Consider the following 22,707-nt stretch of genomic DNA (forward strand, 5'->3'; position numbering starts at 1 on the left):
TCTAGATTTAAGCATTTTATAGTACCTATAAAAGTAGGTACTATAAAAAATAAATGCCATAAAAATAATATAACAACGCTTAGCTATATTTCTGTTCTTATTGTTACTTCTTCTATTGTTCTTTTAGCCTTTTCACCATGACTCTTTACCGCTTGTTGATTAGGCTTACTTTTGCTTTAGTAGCAGAGCACCCGTGTTGCTGATTAGCCCATTGGAATTTCTATTTTGGCATTCGGCAATAGTTGTTGATATTTTTGTGCTAAAGCTTGTTTCGCATCTTCGTCGCCATGCACTATTTTTATATGTTGTGGTTTGTGGTGCATGCGCTTAACAAAATTAATCAGGCCATTTTGATCGGCATGGGCAGAATAACTACTAATGGTATGCACCATGGCGTTAATTGTTATTCGGCTACCGTCTATATAAACATACCCTTGTTTATTGGGCTGTGCGAGTGTTGGCCCATATTGCTGAATACTGCGTCCTAAAGTTCCTTGTGTTTGATAGCCAACAAAAAGCACATCAGTAGTGCTGTCGGTTAAAAACGCTTTAAGATAATTTACTATTCTGCCACCACTACACATTCCACTTGCGGCAATAACGATAGCAGGCTTTGCGTTAGTAAAATTTCGTCCTTTGGCTAAATAAGCAATTGTGTCGAGATGCTCTTGATGACTATTAACGGTATAAAGCTGTTCAAAGTTTAATGGATGACGACCAGCGTTAAGTTTACGTTTAGCTTCGTTGTCCCATAAGGTTTTAAAGTTGCGGTATTGCTCGGTAAATTTTGCTGCCATGGGTGAGTCGACAATAATGTCGATATTTTGCCACATTGTTGCAAGCTGATCGGCTTGATCTGTTTGCTGTTTTTTTTGTTGATTATTTTTTGAGACGGCTGTTTGATTGGCTTTTTGTTGTTTAGCTCTTTGATGTTGGGCTCTTTGTTGTTGAAAGATGATACTTTCTAGTTCGTATAAGAGTTCTTGTGTTCTACCAATGCTAAACGCAGGAATAAGTACTACGCCATTGTCAGCCACCGCTTTTTCAATAATATGTTGTAATTGTTGAGTGCGCTCTTTTCTACGTTGATGATTTTTATCGCCATAGGTAGATTCTATAATTAAGGTATCAGCGCGATAAGGACTTTTAGGTGCTGGTAACAATGGAGCATAAGGCGCACCGAGATCACCAGAGAATACGATGCGATGTTTGGTGCTTTTATGATGGTTACTTTTATTCGTGTTGTTTTGGGTACTGGCTATTTCTACCTCTATATAAGCAGAGCCTAAAATGTGCCCTGCCATTTGAAATTTAATTTTAGCCGTTGTAGCGTCTTTAATCGCTGCTGCTTTATTCTCTGCTGCTTTACTCGCTGATTTTTCATTAGCTGGTTTTGTATTCGTTATGTTGATTGCTTGCCATTGTTTGTAGTCTACGGGGATAAGTTGGTTTTTTAATAATTTTAAGCAGGCATCAATAATCGATTTATTGCGAGTAACACCAACTTTTAACGCGTCTTCAATCACTAAAGGTAATAATTGGGCAGTCGCTTTTGTGGCGTATATTGGCCCGCGAAATCCTGCTGCGAGTAGATAAGGAATTCGGCCAACGTGATCGATGTGGCAATGGGTGACAATTAATGCTCGTACAGTGCTGATGTCAAAATCGATAGTGAGCTGTGCTGCGTTACTTACTTCGTCATTGGTGTCATGGTTATTGTCAGCACTGGTTTTTCCGCCATCTTTTTCTGCACCTTGAAATAGACCGCAGTCGATTAGGATTGAGTTCTGGTTGTTGATATGAAGTTGATGACATGAGCCAGTAACACCATTTACCGCCCCGTGATGTTGAATATTCATAAATAATCCTTTGTTTATGCTTTTTTCGAGTATAGCTGAGATTTGGCATATTTACCGTCTTGGATGGTTGTCATTCTGAACAGCCACACGTGTGGGATTCCGTATTAAGTGATCAACGGAATGACGAAGGAAGGGCAGCGGAGTGACGATGAATGTCGCCTGTTCTTATTATTAGGCGAATAAATTCGCCCCTACGGTGATGATAATCAAACCTTTTGTGGGGCTTATTTTTTATCTGGCGAATAAATTCGCCCCTACGGTGATGTTGTTCACCTTCGCCTAACAATGTTTTTGTTAGTGCACATGTAGGGTGAATGTAGGGGCGACTTCAGTCGCCTGTTCTTATTATTAGGCGAATAAATTATTCAATAAACTTATGCCAAAGCGCCGTTACTTGTTCTTTTTCTGGAATCAAAGATTTATCGATGAGCAAGTTTTCATTACGTAGCGTGGCTACATGGCCCAAATGTCTTAGCTGTTGATAGTTACTGGTTAAGGTGTTTTGCTCGGCACTGGTTAATATTTCGAGTTTTGTTAGTAACTTAAAAATACCTAAATTGTCGCAACGCTCTGTTAAGTTTTGATGTTCACAACTATGTGCTAAGACTAAATATTGCGCGATAAATTCAATATCGACTAAACCGCCTACCCCTTGTTTAATATCAAAATGGGTTTCGTCAGACTTATCAAGGTGATTACGCATTTTTTCACGCATCGCTTTTACGTCTTCTTTTAACTTGGCTTTATCTCTGCTTTTATTTAGCACTTGTTCACGAATTGTTTTAAACGTATCAATAATAGGCTTGTTGCCATAAACAACACGCGCTCGTACAAGTGCTTGATGTTCCCATGTCCATGCTTCTTCTTGCTGATATTTACCAAAATTGTTGATATGGATAACTAGCATTCCCGCGTTACCCGACGGACGTAAACGCATATCTAGTTCATATAAAATACCGCTGTTCATGCGGGTGTTAAAAATATGCATAATACGCTGGGCAAATTTCACATAAAACTGACTCGATGAAACAACTTTATTCCCGCCAGCTAAACCAGTGGTTTCTTCACCTTCTGGGCTGTGATGTACAAAAACCAAATCTAGGTCTGAGCCATAACTCAGCTCTTTACCACCTGTTTTTCCGTAAGCGATAACACCGAAGCCTTTATTTTCGCTATCAACGGTTGATAAAGGTACACCAAAACGATTGGCTACTTGTTGCCAGGCAATATTTATTACTTCGTTAAGGATTGCTTCGGCTAATGCGGTTAAATGATCGCTAACCGTCATCACATCTAATACCCCAGCAATATCAGCTGCGGCAATACGTAATTGTTGTGCTTGTTTGAAAAGACGTAGGCCGTCCATTTGCGCTTCAAGATCTTCTTCTGGAATACGCAACATACTTTCTCTTAACTCAACGCCGTAAGTCGATAATTGCGGTGGATTATGAAGCAAGGTTGGGTCAATTAATTCATCTAATAAAATAGGATATTTAGCAATATAGTCAGTTACCCAACTACTGGCTTGGCATAAATGTATTAATTGTTTTAAAGCGCCCTCGTTTTCAAATAATAATTCTAAATAAGCGGTCCGAGTTACTATTCTTTTAAATACGTGCAAAACTCGTTCAAGTACAAATTCGGCTTGCTTGGCTTGTTTTATGTGACAAATAAGTAAAGGAATGAGTTTGTCTAATACTTGTCGGCCCCGGCTGCCAATGCTGCGCTTGCTTACATCATCTCTAAAGTCTGATAGTAAACGCCAAATGGCTTCACTATTCCATATAACCGAATCTTGAGTTGTGTGTTCTTGTTCAACCCAGGCGATAGATTCTTCATCACTCCAACGACTGTTCCAAAGTACACTCCAATGTTGGTCTTCGGCCTGATGGTTAGGGCTTTCAACACCAATTAATTGCTCGAACGTTGCATGCACATCATCCATATGCGCTTGTAGAACGAGCATAAAGGCTTGCCAAGCATCAAAATTAAGAATAGTGATCAATCGTTGTTTGTCTAAATCATTATCAGGTAGTGTTTGAGTTTGTTTGTCGGCTAAAGCTTGTAAAATATTTTCAACACGGCGTAAAAAACAATAAGCATTTTGTAATACTCTTTTATCGTCTTCTTCGAGCTCGCCAGCAATAACCAGCTGAGGTAAAACGGTGAGTAAATTGCGTTGCTGTAATTCTTCAACTCTGCCACCACGAATAAGTTGAAATACTTGGACGATAAATTCAATTTCTCGAATACCACCGGCCCCAAGTTTAATATTATTGACCAATTGTTTGCGACGAACCTCTTGGGAAATCATGCTTTTCATTTTACGCAAACTATCAATAACACTAAAATCGATATAACGGCGATAAACAAAAGGTTTTAACATGGTGGTTAATTGTTGGTGATAGTCTTCCTCTTGAGTTGGCGACGTTGCTAAATGAGGGATAACACGCGCTTTTAGCATGGCGTAACGTTCCCAGTCTCGGCCTTGCTCTTGGTAGTAATCTTCCATAGCATTGAATGTTAATACCAGTGGACCACTATCGCCAAAAGGTCTTAATCGCATATCAACCCGATAGACAAAACCGTCTGCGGTTTGTTGATGAAGAGCGGCAATTAATTTTTGCGCTAAACGGGTAAAAAACTGTTGGTTGTCTAAGCTACGTCGGCAGCCCTTGGTTTCTCCGCTATAAGGATAAACAAAAATTAAGTCGATGTCAGACGAGAAGTTAAGCTCTTTTCCGCCCAGTTTGCCCATACCATAAACAAGTAACTGTTGAGGTTGGTCGTCATTACTGGTTGGTACGCCCCACTTTTCTTGGCAAAATTCGGTTAACCAATGCAAACTTGTTTGAATAAGAGCATCTGCCAGTAACGACAATCTTTCTAACGATTTTTCAAGATCAATGTTTAGTACTAAGTCTGCAACAGCAATATTAACCATTTGCTGTAATCGAAAGTTTCTTAAAATCTTATGTAGTTGCTCTTCACTTTTACAGTCTACTAATAAATCTTGCAGTAACGTTTCGTAGGCTGGTGTGGTGGTAAGGTAAACACTTTTACTTACAAATAATTCGAACACTAATTCAGGCGCTTGCAATGCACTTGCTAATATAAAGTCGCTTAAGGTAATTGCGATTTTAAAGTGTTCAAGCTGCTGTTGTGTTAGTATTTGATAACTGTCAGCGTGCTGCTGGCTAAACTGCTGCCAACTTTTATGTTGCTGCTGTTCAAGTAACTTATTATCATTAAGTTGAGACAAGGTGAGAAGTGACAAAAGTGTTCCTTTTTATTTAGTTAAGTTAAGATAAACAACCAAGACAATAGACATAATATGTCGTTAGTGCTATTAATACGACATTAACTATTAACTTAAGAATAACATAGCACTTTATGGAGATGATGGCAGTAATGCAAAAGCTAATATACTCTTTTCCTCAGCAGTTTTTTAAAAATATGTGTACTAAATCAATATTTATAGTCACTATTTTATTCTTGTCTGCTTGTGGAGATCCAATTAAAGAACAAGCTTTACAACAATTGCCTATTACCGAGCAACGTGTTGCACAGTTGGGCGATGCCCTAGCAAGTGGCCAAGTTCGTAATGCCGTTTTAATTCAGCAATATGCACAGAAGGTGTTGGCGATAAAGCCAAACTTATCGACATTAATTAATGAATTTAAAAAAGATGCCACGGTACAAGGGCCAATGTACTTATCCTTACTTGATCGGGTTAATACAACAAAAAATAATCCGCAAATGTTTGCGTCAAGCCAAGCACTTTATGATGAATTACTTAATATTTATCAAGCAGCTGATCCTACTTTATTTTCTGAAGCATTAAGTGATCCACTCAATGTTTTAGCTGATATGTCTGATGGACAACTACCGCGTGTTAATTCGTTGTCGAAAGCACAAAGCCAAAGTGCCAATAATGCACAAGATTTTGGTACCGGTGAACAGCTAATTGGTAACCCAAGTTATGGTAGTTGGCAAACAGGCAGTAATGGCATGTCGTTTTGGGCATGGTATGGCATGTATTCAATGATGGGTGATTTACTTGGTCGTCGTACTTCGTACAATGACTGGGGCAGAAGTCGTAATTACAGCTATTACAATGATTATGGTAGAACCCGTTATAGCTCGCCTAGCCAGTTAAATAATCAAACTAAACTTGATGAACGTACTAAAAAGTCATTTGCTAGCAAGGGACAAAAATACTCAAGTCCTTATAGTAAAAACCGTACTGGCTCTTCGAGCTTATCAAGTAAGAGTAAAACCGCACAAACTAGCGCTAATCGCTTTCGCAGTAATACTGCTAAAAAAAGCAGCTTTGCCAGTAAAAGTAGCTATTCAAACAAAAGCAAAAGCTCAAGTTTTAGAAATTCAAATACCAACACTTCACGCAGTTTTCGACGTGGCAAGTAACCAGTAATAGGAACCAAATATATTATGAATACATTAATTGAGCTTGTTGGTGTAAATCAAGAACTACTCATTTATTTAGCTATAGATATCACGATTGCCATTGCGCTTTTAGGTGCTATGCGCTTTTTATTAGGATTAACGAGCAAAGTTAATACCACTGAAGAATTAGCCCATAAAGATAATTTTGCTTTTGGTGTAAGTGTTGCGGGTAGTATTTTAGCGTTAGGTATTGTGCTAACTGGCGCAATCACTGGTGAAAATGCCCCAAGTTACTTGATGGAAATAATAGGCATGCTTGCCTACGGTACTTATGGTTTAGTTTTAATTAAAGTTGGCCGAATTGTTCAAGACAAAATTGCATTACAACATTTAAATAAAACTGAGTTAATAAAAGAGCAAAACCTTAGCATTGGTATTATTGATGCAGCAGGTGCTATTGCAACAGCAATTATTATTCGCTCGGTACTGCTTTGGGTGGACGGTTTAAGTATAGCTACCTTTATCGCCATTACTAGTGGCTTCATTGTTGCTCAAGCGGTGCTGGTATTAGTGACGCGTATTCGCGAAGGTAAATATGCTAAAAACAATCAAGAAGATTGTTTGCAAGAAGCGTTAAGTGAAGGTCAATTAGCACTTGCGATACGCTATAGTGGTCAAGTTATTAGTACAGCGCTTGCGGTTACAGCTGCTAGCCACTTCCTTATTTACAGTCCGGACACCTTGATAGTAAACCTGCTTGGCTGGTTAGTATTCGGGCTTATTATGACGGTATTAGTATCGCTGTTAACATCGCTCGCAAAACGCATTGTATTATGGGGTATTAATTTAGTAGAAGAAGTTGATCAACAACATAATATTGGTGTTGCTAGTATTGAAATGGCTACCAGTATTTCTATTGCCTTAATTTTAACGGCGTTAATGGCTTAGTTAGTTATCTGTACTAACTTATGAATGCTAAAGAGCCTTGACGTGTTAGTTAGTTAACACTGTAAGTAGCGAGTATTTTAATCACAAGTACTCGCTACTTTTTCGTTGTGAACTCACCTTTATTCTCATTTATTTTACTGAATTTTCTTATATGCTTTCAAAAGACTCACGCCTGCTTGACGATATACTACTGATTTTAACTATGGCTATTCTCGCTGGCTGTGGATTAATTTATGAATACCTTCTTTCTCACTATGCCGGTAGAGTGCTTGGTGTAATGGAGAGCACTATTTATACTATGATTGGTTTAATGATAGTGTCGATGGGTTTAGGTGCCTTTGCTGCGCGTAAGGTACGTTGTGCGTTTAATGGCTTTGTTTATTTAGAATTAATTATCGCCTTACTTGGCTCAAGCGCTATTTTATTTATCGGCGGGTTAATCGCCGTTACCCAAACGTTACCCCATCTTATTGCCGATATGTTCGCCCTACCGCCTGATATGTTACCGCAAGGTGGCCTTTTTAATACTCTAAGCTTCCTCGCTATTAAAAGTCCTTATTTTTTTGGTGTTGTTATAGGCTTTTTCATTGGTATGGAAATTCCATTAATTGCCCGCATACGTGAGCAAATTCATGGTCAACACCTTGCTAATAATCTAGGTACTATTTATGGCGCTGATTATATTGGTGCTGGTTTAGGTGCTGCTATTTGGGTTTTATTTCTATTGAGTATTGATATAAGTAAAGCTGCTGCTTTAACGGCTAGTTTAAACTTAATTGCGGGTGCATTTTTTATTATGCGCTATTGGCGACACTTACATTGGCCAAAAATGTTTGTTGTGGGTCATGTGTTTTTAGCTTTGCTTATCGTTGTGATGTTTAATTATGGTAATCAATGGCTCAACCAAATGAATAGCCTACTCTATTTAGATAAAGTTGTTCATGTACAAAAAACAAATTATCAACAGCTTACTTTTACTGAACGAGAAATGGGATTAAATACCACAGATTCAGCGTTAGGTAACACACAAAGTACAATTATTAACTTTTATATTAATGGCCGTTTGCAGTTTTCTTCTATTGATGAACATATCTATCACGACTATTTAGTTGCGCCTGTTTTAGCAGGCTCAGCGCGCCATGATAATATTTTAATTATTGGTGGTGGCGATGGTTTAGCGTTACGCGATGTACTGAAATATTCCCCGAAGAATGTCACCTTGATTGATTTAGATAGTGAACTAATTGATATATTTCAAAACCCAGAAGATCACTTAAATGCAGACTTGGCGCGAAAAATAGCTTATTTGAATAAAAGTAGTTTACAAGATGAGCGCGTAACTGTTTTACGCAGTGATGCCTTTCTGACCATTAATACCTTACTTAAATCTGGTCAAATATTCGATGCTATTATTGTAGATTTGCCTGATCCTAGCCATCCTGATTTAAATAAGCTCTATACCGTTAATTTTTATGCTCGATTAAAACAATTACTTTCGGGTGATGGCATAATCGCGATCCAATCTACAAGTCCGTATCATGCAAAAGAATCCTTTATTTCTATAGGTAAAACCTTAAAAGCAGCCGACTATAATCATGTACAGCAATATCATGATAACGTACCAAGCTTTGGCGAATGGGGTTGGACTATTGCAACCAAAATGGGAGCGAGCCCTTTAGCGCGACTTAATAAGTTGGATAAACTACCGGTAGAGCATACTTGGCTTAATTTAGAAATATTGAAAGCGGCCTTTATTTTTCCAAATGACTTCTATAAAAATGAAGAGAATATTGATATAAACACTCTAGGCAGCCACACCTTATATCAGCTTCATCAAAAAGCCTGGACTAATCAACAAGGTGTTCAGTAATGGATAGTACTTAGATTAATGTTTAAGTTAATGCTCAGGTAATGTTTAAGTATCGACCTAGAGATTAAAAAGTAAGTTAAGTAAAAAATTATTAATAGTAAATAAAATAACTTGACATAATATGTCAAAGTGATAAATTAAACCTCGTTGACATAATATGTCAACCGAAAGAAAATAAATTGAGGATAGGAAATACATGAATATTCATACTATAGCCGATCATTTAAATGGTTTAGGCGACAACTCAGAAACTGGAATGAACTTTGATTGTCAACCAATTTCAGGTGAAGTCGATGTACTACAGATTACTATTTTAGGTAGAGAAGAGTTACCAATTTTTGTTTCAGTAACTGATGACCAAGTATTATGCATTAGCTACCTTTGGGGCGTTGATGAAGTAAAACCTGATAGCATTCCAGCAATGCATGAGAGTATGTTAGAAATGAACATTCCTATGCCATTGTCATCTTTTTCGAAAATAGGTGATAAATATGTGGTTTTTGGCGCGCTTTCTATCGGCTCAAGTTTTAACGATATAGAACACGAATTGGCGGTATTAAGTAATAACGCTGTTGAAGTTATTGATGATATGAGTGACTACCTACTTTAACCAACTATTGAAGTTGATATTAATTGTAGAGTTACCTTATTTAGGAGAGAAAAAATGAGTATATTTAAAAAAATTATGACCGCAATTCGTGGTGGCGCTTCAGAAGCTGGTGAAGCAATTATTGATGCGAATGCAACCCGTATTTTTGAACAAGAAATTCGTGATGCTGAAAATCATTTAACGAAAGCTAAACGTGATTTAACGGGTGTTATGGCTGAACAAATGGCAGCACAACGTGAAGTAACACGTTTAGAAAAAGAAATTACTGAGCATGAAGGTTATGTAGCTCAAGCACTAGAAAAAGGTGATGAAACATTAGCATTAGCCGTTGCTGAAAAAATCTCAACCTTAGAAAGTGATTTAACAGCACAACAACAAGCACATGACAGCTTTGCGGGTAATGCTGAAAGATTAAAAGAATTAGTTAAGAAAAGTGAACGTCAAGTAAATGAGCATAAGCGCCAATTGTCTATGGTGAAAACCACAGAAAGTGTGCAAAAAGCAACGTCTGCTATTACTGATAACTTTTCGTCAAGTAATTCTAAACTGTTAAGTGCTAAAGATTCTTTAGAGCGTATTAAAGCTAAACAGCAGAAATTTGATGATAAAATGAAAGCTGCTGAAGTACTTGAATCAGAAGATTCTGACACATCATTAGCTGCACAACTTAAAGCTGCAGGTATTGGTTCACAAAATAGCAGTGCTAATTCGGTATTAGACCGCATTAAAGCGAAGCAAAAATAGTAATAAACAATACGTTTATAACAGCGAGTAACGATTAAATACGTTACTCGCTGTTTTGTTATTGTGGCTTTAAATATTGAAGACAATGTTTGAATAAATAGTTAAAGCCATTATTTAACAAGTGATGACTCAACTGATAATGATTTTAAAAGTAGTTATTTAAAAGTAATAATTGAGAAGGTAATATTTGATGAGTTTTTTAAAAAAAATATTCAATAAAGACAAACCCGTACAACGTAAACTAACTCACGTAGATCAATTATTAGTTGGTGATATTATTGTATTAACGGATAGTTTTGCGTTACCTGAGACCTTACGCAATCAACAACTACAAGTAACAGCGGTAAACAGTTACGAATATGAAAATAATATTCAAACAGAATGGACCTTACAGGGAAACGATGATCTACTATTATTTTTGTCTTTAGATGTTGATGACGCGACTGAATTAAAGTTCGCCCTAAAGATTTTACCTGAAGATGTTGAAACATTATTTAATTTAGACGAATTTTCTGAAATTTTTGATGAGCCAGGTGAAGCTTTTTTAACGAAAAAAGCAGATAATAACTTAACAACCAACTGGAGTAGCGAGCAGTATCAACAAAGCACCTTCGCCAAAGTAGGTTATTTTCATCGTAAAGATCATCGTAGCGAAAATATTAGTGAGTATGAAGGTAAAGATAGCGGTGAACAATTTGAGTTTTACGCACTTTACAATGAAGACCAAAGTAAAGGTGTTGATGTTGAAGTTTGGCAAGATGGTGATACCGATGTTTTTCTCACTATTTACCGTCCTTTAACTGACATTATAGATATGTACCCTGCAAGTTAATACGATAGTAATTGATGTAAGTAGAGACTCTTATGACAAATAAAATGCCTGAAAAATGGCAATCATCAATAAAGGCAATAAAAGCAGTTCAAGTCGCTTTTGACATGGATGAAAAAATACAATTGTCCATTAGAAAGCAAGCGCTTGATGCTGGTTTAAGCCCGTCTGATCAAATTCGTGATATTTTAGGACTTTCTATTAATAAACGCCCTAAGCGCCCTCGCCTTACGGTTAGTTTAGCGCCTGAAGATTATCAAGTGTTAGCTGAAAAATACGACCTAAAAGCGGAACAACAACTAGAGATAAAAAGAAAGTTGATGGATGAACTGATTCAACACGTAAAGTTAAGTGATAATCCGTAAGTTCAACAGCTAGACAGCATAACGAGTGGGATTCTGAATCAAGTTCAGAATGACGACTGAAGTCGCCCCTACATACGCCCTAACAAAAACATTGTTAGGCGAAGGTGAACAACATCACCGTAGGGGCGAATTTATTCGCCTAATAATAGGAACAGGCGACTGAAGTCGAACCTACATTCACCCTACATATGCACTAACAAAAACATTGTTAGGCGAAGGTGATCAACATCACCGTAGGGGCGAATTTATTCGCCTAATAATAAGAACAGGCGACTGAAGTCGAACCTACATTCACCCTACATACGCCCTAACAAAAAACATTGTTAGGCGAAGGTGAACGACCTCACCGTAGGGGCGAATTTATTCGCCTAACAATAGGAACAGGCGACTGAAGTCGAACCTACATTCACCCTACATATGCACTAACAAAAACATTGTTAGGCGAAGGTGATCAACATCACCGTAGGGGCGAATTTATTCGCCTAATAATAAGAACAGGCGACTGAAGTCGAACCTACATTCACCCTACATACGCCCTAACAAAAAACATTGTTAGGCGAAGGTGAACGACCTCACCGTAGGGGCGAATTTATTCGCCGAATAATAGGAACAGGCGACTGAAGTCGCCCCTACATACGCCCTAACAAAAAACATTGTTAGGCGAAGGTGACCGACATCACCGTAGGTCACTTAATACGGAATCCCATGCGTATGGTTGTTCAGTGTGATGCATAGTTTTCAGGGTGAAAAATATTACTTCTAAAGACAAAAAACCTACTATTACTTAGGTTTGTTTATTTTATCGTAATATAAAGCATACCCACGTGCAGCTTTGCTTATATCAGAAGGTTGCATTGACACAATATTTAACAATTGTTTTGCTAAGGTAAATAACGCTTCTTTATCACCCTTCACTAATTCAATTTCAATCTCGTTAATCACGAAACTAGGTTGCTCTGGTGTAGTCAAAATATCACCACTGTCTAAGGCTAATTCAATAATATTTTCATCTTGAGAAATAAGCCAAGTGTGTCGTGAGAAGTTAGTTGAGAATAGTACCTGTAAACTCTGTTGTAATGCCAGAACATCGACATTTTCAGGCCAGATATGAGATGGAAACAATGCTAGGTTTACTATTCTGCTTTCAATATCAACATTATATTCTGGTCGTTGATGCAAGCCATCTTTAACTATCCCAGCGGTTTTAATGGTTTGTTCATGTTTAGAGCCCTTCGTTCGAATTCTCAAACCAAAGTCCATTTTTCTTAAATCTAAAGTATCATTATCATAGTAATCATTGATGAGTTGATTTTGATTTGTTTCAAAAGTAATGTTTTTAGTATTAAGCATATCGGTTATAGCGGTAACAATTTCACTATTGTCTTTATACTTACTTGATAGCTGGTATTTTAATTCTATTTCTGTTGTCATTTTCTCAAACTTTTATTTTGTTCAATACTCAATAGAATACACTTTGTTTATCAAGAGACCAAAGGATTCTTAATCTTAACTTGATATAAATACGCCAAACACATAATATCTACTTTTCAATGATTTAATTTTACTTAATGGCTGCTCAATGAACTCTCCTATACTACATTTAAAAAAACTAATTAAGCATAATACTATTAGTTTTATCATGGCTTTTCTTGCTGTTTTTTCAGCTCAAGCACAAGAAAATCAACAAGGTTATATTATTGATGACTTAAGCATTTTTATGCATGCAGGCCCTGGTACTAACTATCGTATTTTAGGTTCAATAAATGCAGGGGCTCAACTAAAAACAACCGGTAACACCTCGAACGATTATAGTGAAATAATTGATGACAAAGATAGAGTGACTTGGGTGGAAACGAAATATATTACTCGCCAACCTGGATTAAGTTTTGTTGTTACAGATATCAAAGAAAAACTAGTAAATGGTAATGACTACACTGCTCAACTTGATGGTGAGGTTAATGAATTAAAAAGTAGTATTGATTTAATTAACGAAGAAAAAAATCAGTTACAGACGGAACTTAAACAAGTAAAAACTGAGCTAGTAAAAACACAAAACAAATTAAAAGGCCAAGACACAGCCATTAAGAAAGAATGGTTTTTTAACGGCGCTATTGTTCTAGGTTTGGGCTTAATTTTAGGTCTTGTGTTACCTAAACTATTTACTCGTCGCAGAGCTTCAATGGATAACTGGGGATAAGACTTAATTCATATAGACTTAGTTTATATACTAAGTCTATAAAGCACTAGCTTATCAAGACTTACAAAGTTACTAAAAAATGGTAAATAATCACGGATGATATTACACATAAAGTAGAGATCTGCTCTCTATTACTCGATAATAATCACTAATTAAGAATCGAACTAGTTAATGAAAACAACCAAGACTTTCGCACCAAACTGGTATAACACTTATGCCATACATTTTTTTCGCTTAATTCTGAAGCATATATTACCTGCTTCTTGGTTTCGCTCGGCCCTACCAAAAATTGAAGAACGCACAGCTGTTGATGGCTTTTTCAAGTTAGAAATTGTTAGTCATTGTTGGGGCTATTCCAACATGCTTGCTTATCAATTGAGTTCTTTTGTTAATTATCCACCAACAAAATGTGCATTAACCGTTACTATTTTTTATGCTAAGGAAGACACTAAATGCCAAGCGGTTTTAGACTTTTTTGGTCAAAAAAATGTAGATAATGTAACGTGGAATTTTCAAGCCCTTTCTAAAGAGAAGTTATTTAGACGTGCTATCGGCCGAAATATGGTAGCGCGCTCTACCGATGCCGATTGGTTATGGTTTACTGACTGCGATATTATTTTTCATGAAAATTGTTTAGATTCGTTAGCTGAACAGCTACAAGGAAAACAAGAAGCCTTATACTATCCAAAACAAGAACGTACTACTGAAATGCTAGCACAGGATGATCCTATGTTACGTAAAGACAGTGAACCACAACTGGTTAATATTGATACCGCAGGTTTTAGCTTACATTCGCGCGATAAAGCAAAAGGCGCTTTTCAAATAGTTCATGGCGATGTAGCTCGTGCTATTGGTTACTGTGACGGTTTATCAATTTATCAAACCCTGTCTGAGCATTGGTGTAAATGTTATGAAGACAGAGAATTTCGTTGGTTACTTGGCTCGGAAGGTGTGCCACTTGATGTAGATGGCGTTTATCAAATTAGACATGTTTATAAAGGTAGATATAAAGAAAATACTTTTCGGTCAAAGTTGCGAAGTAAGATTAGGCGTATGCAAGAGTAAACAAGCGCAATTTCACTTACAATATACATATACCTGAGACTAGATATAGATAGGTATAAACAAAGAGCAATTGAGAGTTTTCAATAATCGTTATGACTAATTATTTTTTTATATCATCACCTTTACATTTTTTCATTGCGACTAATTTAGCTATTTCGCATAAAGGTGATCGCAATATTGCTATCTTCATTAGTAAGAACGAAGAAACAGCACAGCAGTATTCAAAAGCGACTCGACATTGCACCGACATTTTCCAACAAACTTATGAGCTATCGGTTGACGATGAGCAAGCAAAATTTTCTAAGCGAAAAGTACGCTTTGCTCAGTTAAAAGCGTTAATATCGTCAACAACACCTGACCGAATATTTACCGGTAGCGATAGAAGAATGGAATTTCAATTTGCTATGCATCAATCAAGAAAGTTAAATGCTGAGGTGGAAGGCGTTTATATTGATGATGGTACGGTAAGTTATCTTGGCCATAAATCTATCAATAGCATAGTGCATCAATATATAGACCCTACGCTAAAAAAACTCGTTTATGGTTTATGGTGGAAAAATGCATTAACTACAGGTAGCTCAAGTTGGATTTCAAAAGCTTATCTAGCGGTTCCTGAAGAGGCTCACCCGTTATTAAAAACGAAAGAGCTTATAGCACTTGATCAAGATATTTTTTCAAGTCAGGCTTTTCTAGATGTTAATGAGTTTTTAATTCAAAAGTACGACACATTAAATACAATAAACTTCAATGAAATAAAAGCGGTTCTATGTTTGCCTAATGAATCATTTTATTTAAAAAACCCTCAGTTTTTACAACAAATAAAAAATACCATTCTTAAACATTTTCAACCACAGGACATTGCGATAAAAGCACATCCTAAAAGTAAAGATATGGCGTTATTAACACAGATGTTTCCTGAGAGTATTGCCTTACCGAATACATTAGGAATGGAACTTCTTTTACCTAAGCTGTCTAACGACACATCGATTATTGGTGATGTATCAACAGCACTGTTAACCGCAAAGTGGCTTAAGCCCAAAGTAACGGTGCAAGCGTTTGAAGTGAATAGTGATATGTCAAAACAGTTGAAAAATTTATTCCATAGCTTAGGAATAACGTTTCTGTCGCTTGAGCCTGTTTAACGCTTTTTTGTTAAAGAAGTTTTCACTAAAAGCTTTTACTAAAAAGTTTTCACTAAAAATTCCAAAGGAATTAGTAAATGTTTAAAATTTTAGATTGTACCTTACGTGATGGCGGATACTATAATCATTGGGATTTTTCACCTGATGTTGTTCAAGCTTATATTCTTGCGATGGTCGCTGCCAAAATCGACTATGTTGAGTTAGGGTTGAGAAATTTTGCCCAACCGGGTTTCCTTGGCGCTTTTGCTTATACTTCTGAGGATTTCCTTAATCGCTTAGATTTACCTGATGGCCCAACTTATGGCGTAATGATAGACGCTAAAACTATTTTAAATGCCAACCTGTCAGTTGAAGATGCTATTGACGCCCTATTTGTTGACTGTGCTAAAAGTAAAGTCGACTTAGTTCGTATTGCTGCACATTTTCATGAAGTAGAACACTCAGAGCCTATTGTTAAAGCGCTTAAAGATAAAGGCTATATTGTTGGCTATAACTTAATGCAAGCGGGTGGCAAGCCTTCTTCATTGATCGCTGAAAAAGCAAAAATAGCACAAAGCTGGGCGGGTTTAGATGTTTTATATTTTGCCGACTCATTAGGCAATATGGATGGCAACGAAGTTAAACGTATCGTGTCAGCCTTAAGAGAACATTGGCAAGGTGAATTAGGTATTCATACGCATAATAATATGGCAAAAGCGCTCGACAATTGTTTAACCGCACGCAGTGTTGGTGTTAAATGGTTAGATAGTACAATTACCGGTATGGGTCGTGGTGCAGGTAATGCACAAACAGAAAACTTATTAGCTGTAGTTTCTCAAGAAGATAATAATTATGTTGCTGGTCCCGTTTATGAGTTAGCCATTCGTCATTTTGAAAAAATGCAAAAAAAATGTGGCTGGGGTAGTAATTTATTGTACTTTTTAGGTGCTCAAAATAACTTACATCCAACTTATATTCAAAACCTATTGTCTGATAGCCATTTTGGTACTGATGAAGTTATTGGCGCGATTGAGTATTTAAGCCAACAAGAAAATAAATCTTCTTATGTGAGCGATGTTTATCGTTCAGCTCTATCTTTCTCTGGAGAGAAAAAGCCGGTCAGCGGTACATCTGAGTTATGTAATATAGCGACCAATAAAGAAGTATTAATTATTGCCAATGGCCCTGGTTTACATAAATATTTGCCTGATGTCATTGCTTATATTCAGAAGAAAAATCCTATTGTAATCGCGATTAACGTCATTACTGAATTAAGTGATTTTGTTGATTATTATTGTTTATCTCACAACAACAAATTTCTTTCTGAGTCAGCAAGCTATAATACGCTAGTAAAGCCGGTAATTTTACCAAAACATAGATTTAGTAATGAAGAGCTAGCGCTATTTTCACCAAATTGCTCATTAATTGATTATGGTTTAGCAGTACAAACAGGTGAGTTTTATACTGAAGAAAAAAACTGTATTATCCCTTTTGATATAACCGTTGCTTATGCCTTCTCGGTTGCTGAAAACATGAAAGCCAATAACGTAACACTCGTTGGTTTTAATGGCTATGATAGCAATGATACACGTCAGTTAGAAATGCTTGAAACACTCAATTTAATGCATAAATTTCAAATTAATAATCATTTATTGGCATTAACACCAACAACCTACCCTATTGCTCAAGGATCAATTTATGCGCCCGTTTAGTGATTACAATCTACTTATCTTTGATTGTGATGGGGTAATACTTGATTCGAATACATTAAAAATTGACGCGATGAGAAGTGCGTTAACTGAATTTGATATAACAACCGATGAAGTAAACCGCTGTGCGCTATTTTTTGCTGAAAATTTTGGTAAGTCTAGGTTCTACCATGTTGATTATTTTGTAGAAAAGTTACTCAATATTAATGCATCAATGGCTGAGCAATTTAAAGCTGATTTATTAGCCTCTTATTCAAAGAAATGTAAAAGCTTATATTTACTGGCTAGCAGCACACCATTTGTCAATGATGTATTTGTAAAAAGCAGCGCAATAAAATATGTGGCGAGTGGGTCTGAGCAACAAGAGTTAAGAGATGTTTTTCAACAACGAGCATTAAACAATCACTTTAAAGAGATACTTGGTTCACCTGAAAAAAAGGTTAATCACGTTACTCAGATTTTAGCTAATCACCCAGCATCAACAGCGGTAATGATAGGCGATGCAGCATCTGATCTTGAAGCAGCAAAAGATAATAATATCGATTTTATATTTTACAGCCCATTATCAAACGTTGAAGATAAAATGCGTGCCTTATGCTTAAAATATAATTATAGAATAATTGACTCCTTTGAAGAGGTTTTAAAAGAACTATGAATACACAAAACTTTGCCGTTGTTATTCCAGCAAGATTTCAATCTTCTCGCTTTCCAGGAAAACCATTAATTGATCTTTGTGGTAAACCTATGATTCAGCATGTATGGGAGCGTTGTTGTGAAGCAGTAGGCACCGAAAAAGTCTATGTTGCAACCGATAGTGATGATATTGAAAATGTTGTTGCAAGCTTTGGCGGCGCGGTAATAAGAACAAGCAGTGATTGTTTAACCGGCACAGACAGACTCGCCGAAGCAAACCAAACCCTTGATTGTGATTTTATCATCAATGTACAAGGAGATGAGCCTTTAATAAGTCCTGACGATATTAATACCGTAGTTAGCGCTTATTTAGCCGGTGATGGTGCTGTTGTTAATGCCATGTGCGAAATTACCGATGAACGTGAATTCAATTCAACCACTGTACCTAAAGTAGTTTGCGATCAATCAGGCAAACTTTTGTATATGAGTCGTGCAGGCATTCCATTAACAAAAAATGGTGAATTCAAGTTTGCGCATAAACAAGTGTGTATTTACGCCTTTTCTAAGGCGCATCTTAAATTCTTTTTAGCCAACCAGAAAAAAACACCATTAGAGTTAGTTGAAGACATTGAGATATTAAGGTTTCTAGAATCAAACTACAGCGTACAAATGATAAAAGTTGATAGCGGCTCCATGGCTATTGATATTCCTGAAGACGTTGACCGTGTTGTTGAAGCCCTTCAACGCTTGAGCTAATAGCATAACGTTAAACAGGTTAACCTTATTTTTCAGCCTTGGATACGTCAATATACAGGTAAGTTTTGCCTTTATTAAAGTTCAGTTAAGCACGTTTATATCCTTTGTTATAGCGCTTTGTTATAGCGCTAAACAATTAAATCATTGACACTAATTAGGTAAATGCGTTATTAATAGCGTATTGAATAGTTTTTACTTAAAAGAGAATACTTATTAGCTTTTTTTACATTTTTAAACAAATAGAAATAATGAATGCTAATAACAAGAAAGAAATGATTAAATTAATTAAGCACAATAAAATTAACCTCCTCCTCCTCGCACTCAAAGTGCGCGGCTAGGTTTTATTGCTTATTAATTAACATTTTCAGAGATTACTCGCTAAGAGGTTACTCTAAAAATAAAAACAGATAATAAATAATTAAAACCCGCGCTAACTAACGCGGGTTTTTTTACGTCTATGCGTTGGTTAGTTTTTAAATAATACCAGTTTCATTAATTAGGTGAACAATTTTATACGTAGAAAGAGTTGCCAAATACAAGGCATTTATTTCAATAACTAGTTGTTCTAATTATTAAATAAATAACGATGTAGTTGGTGATTTTAACAAGTAGAAATGATCACATAGTTAGTGAGATTGGTATAATATTAGCAAACAGTATTAGTAACAATATTAGGCATACAAGGATACAAACATGAGCAATATCACATCAACCTCAAACCATTCGTCTTCAACAGATAATGTGATTATTTTTGACACCACCTTGCGCGATGGTGAACAAGCATTAAATGCTAGCTTATCTGTGCATGAAAAATTACAAATTGCACTATCGCTTGAACGTTTAGGCGTCGACATTATGGAAGTAGGTTTTCCTGTTTCTTCTCCTGGTGACTTTGAGTCTGTTCAACAAATAGCACGTACAATAAAAAATGCCCGTGTTTGTGGTTTAGCTCGTGCGGTAGAAGGCGATATCGACGCTTGTGCGCAGTCATTAAAAGTAGCAGATCAATTTCGTATTCATACGTTCATTTCTACGTCAGATGTTCATGTACAACAAAAATTGAAAAAAGAGTTTGCTGATGTTCAAGCTATGGCTGTACATGCAGTAAAATATGCTCGAAGATTTACTGATGATGTTGAATTTTCTTGTGAAGATGCCGGCCGTACACCTATTGATAATTTATGTCGTATGGTTGAGGCTGCGATTACTGCAGGTGCTACAACAGTCAATATTCCTGATACGGTTGGCTACACGCTACCTTTTGAGTTTCAAGGTATTATTACTGACTTATTTAACCGTGTACCAAATATTGATAAAGCGGTTATATCAGTACATTGTCATAACGATTTAGGTTTAGCCGTTGCTAACTCAATGGCAGCGATACAAGCTGGCGCTCGTCAAATTGAATGTACTATTAATGGTATTGGTGAACGTGCCGGTAATTGCTCATTAGAAGAAGTGGCGATGATCATGCAAACACGCCAAGCGTTATTAGGTGTACACACTAATATTAACCATCAAGAAATTGCCCGTACGTCTAAGTTAGTTAGCACGCTTTGTAATATGCCAGTGCAATTAAACAAAGCAATTGTTGGCGGTAACGCATTCAGTCATTCGTCAGGCATTCATCAAGATGGCATGTTAAAAGCCAGCAATACCTATGAAATAATGACGCCTGAAAGTGTCGGGATTGCAAAAACAAAATTAAACTTAACTTCTCGTAGTGGTCGTCATGTAATTAAACATCGCATGGAAAGTTTAGGCTATCAAGAATCTGACTATGAAATTGAAGAGCTTTATGCTGACTTCTTAGCGTTAGCAGATAAAAAAGGCCAAGTTTTCGATGATGATTTAGAAGCGTTAGTATTTAAATTACAACAAAAAGACTTGAAAGACTTTTTCAGGCTAGAACGAATCAATGTACAATGTGGCGATGGAGATTTTGCGACTGCCAGCATTAAATTGATCTCTGGTGAAGAGTCAATTGAAGGTGAAGCGAATAACAGTAAATTGCACGCCGCTACAGGTAACGGTCCGGTAGATGCGCTTTATCAAGCAATTAAACAAAGTGTTGATATAGAATTTGAGGTTAGTGATTACACTATTTCAAATAAAGGCTCAGGTGAAGATGGCTTAGGGCAAGCAGATTTAGTAATTACCTGGCAAGGCAGAAACTTTCATGGCTATGGTTTAGAAACTGATGTTATTGAAGCCTCTGGCCAAGCATTGATTCATGCACTAAATAGCATCCATCGCGCCATGACTATTGCCGATTTAAAATCAGCCAAAAAGTAACATTAAGCCATTAGAAATAAGACAGTAAACGCTAAACACTGTCGCAAACGTTAGAGTAATTTAGCGTTTGCTAGATACATTAAAATTTGAGGTTAAATTCAATATTTAACCTGCTTTCTTATTGAAGATGCATCATCGAAGCGCAATTTAAACCGTAATTCAAAAATTTAAAGAGAAATACAAATGTCTAACATAGCAATTTTAGCCGGTGACGGTATCGGCCCAGAAGTCATGGTTGAAGCTAAAAAAGTATTAACGACCATTGCAAAGAAATTTGATTTAGAAATAAACACTAAAGATTATGACATTGGCGGCGCAGCCATTGATAATCACGGTAATGCCCTACCCGACTCAACAATGAAAGGTTGTGAAGCTAGCGATGCTATATTATTTGGTAGCGTTGGTGGTCCTAAATGGGCAAACTTACCGCCAACTGAACAACCTGAGCGTTGTGCTTTATTAGGCCTTCGTGGCCATTTCGATTTATTTTGTAATATGCGTCCCGCAACTTTACAGCCAGCCTTATCATCGTTATCTACTTTACGTAGCGATATCTCTTCTCAAGGTTTTGATGTATTAATTATCCGTGAATTAACGGGTGATATTTATTTTGGTGAGCCAAAAGGACGTAAAGGCGAAGGCGAAGATGAAACAGGTTTTGATTCAATGTTTTACTCTCGTCGTGAAATAAAGCGTATTGCTCACCTTGCTTTTCAAGCGGCTAAAAAACGTAATAATAAAGTAACATCAGTAGATAAAGCCAATGTACTTGCAACCAGCCAATTATGGCGTCAAGTGGTTGAAGAAGTTGCGGTGGAATACCCAGAAGTTGAATTAGAGCATCTTTATGTTGATAACGCAGCAATGCAGTTAGTACGCGATCCTAATCAATTTGACGTAATGCTTTGTCCTAATTTATTTGGTGATATTTTATCTGATATATGCGCGATGATTACAGGCTCTATGGGCTTGTTACCTTCAGCTAGCTTAAACGAAAAAAGTTTTGGTATGTATGAGCCCGCTGGCGGCAGTGCACCAGATATCGCAGGTATGGGCATCGCTAACCCTATAGCACAAATTTTATCTGCCGCATTAATGCTACGTTATAGCTTAAATGAAGAAAAAGCAGCTAAAGCTATTGAAGATGCAGTAAGTAGTGCTTTAGATAACGGTGTACTTACCGCCGATTTATTACCAGCAGATGAACGAGAAAAAGCAAAATCGACCAGTGAAGTAGGTGATTATATTTGCCAACAAATTGTTGCCCAAAAATCTATTTAAGAAAAAGAGAGCGCTTAA

18 protein-coding genes are annotated in these 22,707 nt (G+C 36.7%); 15 read left to right on the plus strand and 3 right to left on the minus strand.

Going from position 1 to position 22,707, the window contains the following annotated elements; translation table 11 throughout:
* Positions 1-203 precede the first annotated feature (203 nt).
* Positions 204-1,859: an MBL fold metallo-hydrolase RNA specificity domain-containing protein gene (locus GQS55_RS15600; RefSeq protein WP_159821371.1), complete on the minus strand. Its 1,656-nt coding sequence runs from the start codon at positions 1,857-1,859 to the stop codon at positions 204-206.
* A gap of 361 nt (positions 1,860-2,220) precedes the next feature.
* Entirely contained in the window at positions 2,221-5,136 is a 2,916-nt protein-coding gene (glnE, locus tag GQS55_RS15605; protein WP_236559665.1) for a bifunctional [glutamate--ammonia ligase]-adenylyl-L-tyrosine phosphorylase/[glutamate--ammonia-ligase] adenylyltransferase, read from the minus strand.
* Between the two features lie 134 nt (positions 5,137-5,270).
* Here glnE and GQS55_RS15610 point away from each other — a divergent pair, with 134 nt between their 5' ends.
* The 7 genes from GQS55_RS15610 (at position 5,271) to GQS55_RS15640 (ending at position 11,632) form a co-directional block, all read left to right on the plus strand.
* Entirely contained in the window at positions 5,271-6,287 is a 1,017-nt protein-coding gene (locus GQS55_RS15610; RefSeq protein ID WP_236559666.1) for a hypothetical protein, read from the plus strand.
* Positions 6,288-6,311: 24 nt separating this feature from the next.
* Positions 6,312-7,214: a DUF350 domain-containing protein gene (locus GQS55_RS15615; protein WP_159821372.1), complete on the plus strand. Its 903-nt coding sequence runs from the start codon at positions 6,312-6,314 to the stop codon at positions 7,212-7,214.
* Between the two features lie 151 nt (positions 7,215-7,365).
* Positions 7,366-9,084 (plus strand): polyamine aminopropyltransferase, encoded by a 1,719-nt coding sequence (locus GQS55_RS15620; protein ID WP_159821373.1) that lies wholly within the window; start codon positions 7,366-7,368, stop codon positions 9,082-9,084.
* A 196-nt stretch (positions 9,085-9,280) separates the two neighbouring features.
* Complete coding sequence (locus GQS55_RS15625) at positions 9,281-9,694, plus strand: YjfI family protein (RefSeq protein WP_159821374.1); 414 nt, start codon at positions 9,281-9,283, stop codon at positions 9,692-9,694.
* Positions 9,695-9,748: 54 nt separating this feature from the next.
* On the plus strand, positions 9,749-10,438 hold the full coding sequence (locus GQS55_RS15630) for a PspA/IM30 family protein (RefSeq protein ID WP_159821375.1): 690 nt from the start codon (positions 9,749-9,751) through the stop codon (positions 10,436-10,438).
* Between the two features lie 190 nt (positions 10,439-10,628).
* Entirely contained in the window at positions 10,629-11,270 is a 642-nt protein-coding gene (locus GQS55_RS15635) for a hypothetical protein (protein ID WP_159821376.1), read from the plus strand.
* A gap of 32 nt (positions 11,271-11,302) precedes the next feature.
* Positions 11,303-11,632, plus strand: a complete 330-nt coding sequence (locus tag GQS55_RS15640; RefSeq protein ID WP_159821377.1) for a hypothetical protein — start codon at positions 11,303-11,305, stop codon at positions 11,630-11,632.
* Between the two features lie 780 nt (positions 11,633-12,412).
* On the opposite strand, the gene GQS55_RS15645 is transcribed toward GQS55_RS15640, so the two are convergent.
* On the minus strand, positions 12,413-13,063 hold the full coding sequence (locus GQS55_RS15645; protein ID WP_159821378.1) for a CYTH domain-containing protein: 651 nt from the start codon (positions 13,061-13,063) through the stop codon (positions 12,413-12,415).
* Positions 13,064-13,211: 148 nt separating this feature from the next.
* Between GQS55_RS15645 and GQS55_RS15650 the strand changes: the two genes are divergently transcribed.
* The 8 genes from GQS55_RS15650 (at position 13,212) to leuB (ending at position 22,689) form a co-directional block, all read left to right on the plus strand.
* Positions 13,212-13,829: a TIGR04211 family SH3 domain-containing protein gene (locus GQS55_RS15650; protein WP_236559667.1), complete on the plus strand. Its 618-nt coding sequence runs from the start codon at positions 13,212-13,214 to the stop codon at positions 13,827-13,829.
* Between the two features lie 171 nt (positions 13,830-14,000).
* Entirely contained in the window at positions 14,001-14,894 is an 894-nt protein-coding gene (locus GQS55_RS15655) for a glycosyltransferase family 2 protein (protein WP_159821379.1), read from the plus strand.
* A 92-nt stretch (positions 14,895-14,986) separates the two neighbouring features.
* A complete protein-coding gene (locus tag GQS55_RS15660; RefSeq protein ID WP_159821380.1) occupies positions 14,987-16,036 on the plus strand; it encodes a polysialyltransferase family glycosyltransferase in 1,050 nt (349 codons plus the stop codon).
* Between the two features lie 77 nt (positions 16,037-16,113).
* Complete coding sequence (locus GQS55_RS15665) at positions 16,114-17,727, plus strand: aldolase catalytic domain-containing protein (protein WP_159821381.1); 1,614 nt, start codon at positions 16,114-16,116, stop codon at positions 17,725-17,727.
* Positions 17,714-18,379, plus strand: a complete 666-nt coding sequence (locus GQS55_RS15670; protein WP_159821382.1) for an HAD family hydrolase — start codon at positions 17,714-17,716, stop codon at positions 18,377-18,379. Before GQS55_RS15665 ends, GQS55_RS15670 begins: the two co-directional genes overlap by 14 nt.
* On the plus strand, positions 18,376-19,113 hold the full coding sequence (gene kdsB / locus GQS55_RS15675) for a 3-deoxy-manno-octulosonate cytidylyltransferase (protein ID WP_159821383.1): 738 nt from the start codon (positions 18,376-18,378) through the stop codon (positions 19,111-19,113). Before GQS55_RS15670 ends, kdsB begins: the two co-directional genes overlap by 4 nt.
* Positions 19,114-19,806: 693 nt before the next feature.
* Entirely contained in the window at positions 19,807-21,408 is a 1,602-nt protein-coding gene (gene leuA, locus GQS55_RS15680; protein ID WP_159821384.1) for a 2-isopropylmalate synthase, read from the plus strand.
* Between the two features lie 183 nt (positions 21,409-21,591).
* Positions 21,592-22,689, plus strand: a complete 1,098-nt coding sequence (gene leuB, locus GQS55_RS15685; protein WP_159821385.1) for a 3-isopropylmalate dehydrogenase — start codon at positions 21,592-21,594, stop codon at positions 22,687-22,689.
* The last annotated feature ends 18 nt before the right edge of the window (positions 22,690-22,707 follow it).

Source organism: Colwellia sp. 20A7 (assembly GCF_009832865.1).
GTDB lineage: Bacteria > Pseudomonadota > Gammaproteobacteria > Enterobacterales > Alteromonadaceae > Colwellia.

Excerpts from the sequence above, each read along its gene's own strand:
- GQS55_RS15610 (WP_236559666.1), top strand. The coding sequence starts at position 5,271 with ATGCAAAAGCTAATATACTCTTTTCCTCAGCAGTTTTTTAAAAATATG.
- GQS55_RS15650 (WP_236559667.1), top strand. The coding sequence starts at position 13,212 with ATGAACTCTCCTATACTACATTTAAAAAAACTAATTAAGCATAATACT.
- kdsB (WP_159821383.1), top strand. The coding sequence starts at position 18,376 with ATGAATACACAAAACTTTGCCGTTGTTATTCCAGCAAGATTTCAATCT.
- GQS55_RS15620 (WP_159821373.1), top strand. The coding sequence starts at position 7,366 with ATGCTTTCAAAAGACTCACGCCTGCTTGACGATATACTACTGATTTTA.
- GQS55_RS15645 (WP_159821378.1), bottom strand. The coding sequence starts at position 13,063 with ATGACAACAGAAATAGAATTAAAATACCAGCTATCAAGTAAGTATAAA.
- GQS55_RS15625 (WP_159821374.1), top strand. The coding sequence starts at position 9,281 with ATGAATATTCATACTATAGCCGATCATTTAAATGGTTTAGGCGACAAC.
- GQS55_RS15670 (WP_159821382.1), top strand. The coding sequence starts at position 17,714 with ATGCGCCCGTTTAGTGATTACAATCTACTTATCTTTGATTGTGATGGG.
- GQS55_RS15640 (WP_159821377.1), top strand. The coding sequence starts at position 11,303 with ATGACAAATAAAATGCCTGAAAAATGGCAATCATCAATAAAGGCAATA.
- GQS55_RS15660 (WP_159821380.1), top strand. The coding sequence starts at position 14,987 with ATGACTAATTATTTTTTTATATCATCACCTTTACATTTTTTCATTGCG.
- leuB (WP_159821385.1), top strand. The coding sequence starts at position 21,592 with ATGTCTAACATAGCAATTTTAGCCGGTGACGGTATCGGCCCAGAAGTC.
- leuA (WP_159821384.1), top strand. The coding sequence starts at position 19,807 with ATGAGCAATATCACATCAACCTCAAACCATTCGTCTTCAACAGATAAT.
- GQS55_RS15600 (WP_159821371.1), bottom strand. The coding sequence starts at position 1,859 with ATGAATATTCAACATCACGGGGCGGTAAATGGTGTTACTGGCTCATGT.
- GQS55_RS15635 (WP_159821376.1), top strand. The coding sequence starts at position 10,629 with ATGAGTTTTTTAAAAAAAATATTCAATAAAGACAAACCCGTACAACGT.
- GQS55_RS15665 (WP_159821381.1), top strand. The coding sequence starts at position 16,114 with ATGTTTAAAATTTTAGATTGTACCTTACGTGATGGCGGATACTATAAT.
- GQS55_RS15630 (WP_159821375.1), top strand. The coding sequence starts at position 9,749 with ATGAGTATATTTAAAAAAATTATGACCGCAATTCGTGGTGGCGCTTCA.
- GQS55_RS15655 (WP_159821379.1), top strand. The coding sequence starts at position 14,001 with ATGAAAACAACCAAGACTTTCGCACCAAACTGGTATAACACTTATGCC.
- GQS55_RS15615 (WP_159821372.1), top strand. The coding sequence starts at position 6,312 with ATGAATACATTAATTGAGCTTGTTGGTGTAAATCAAGAACTACTCATT.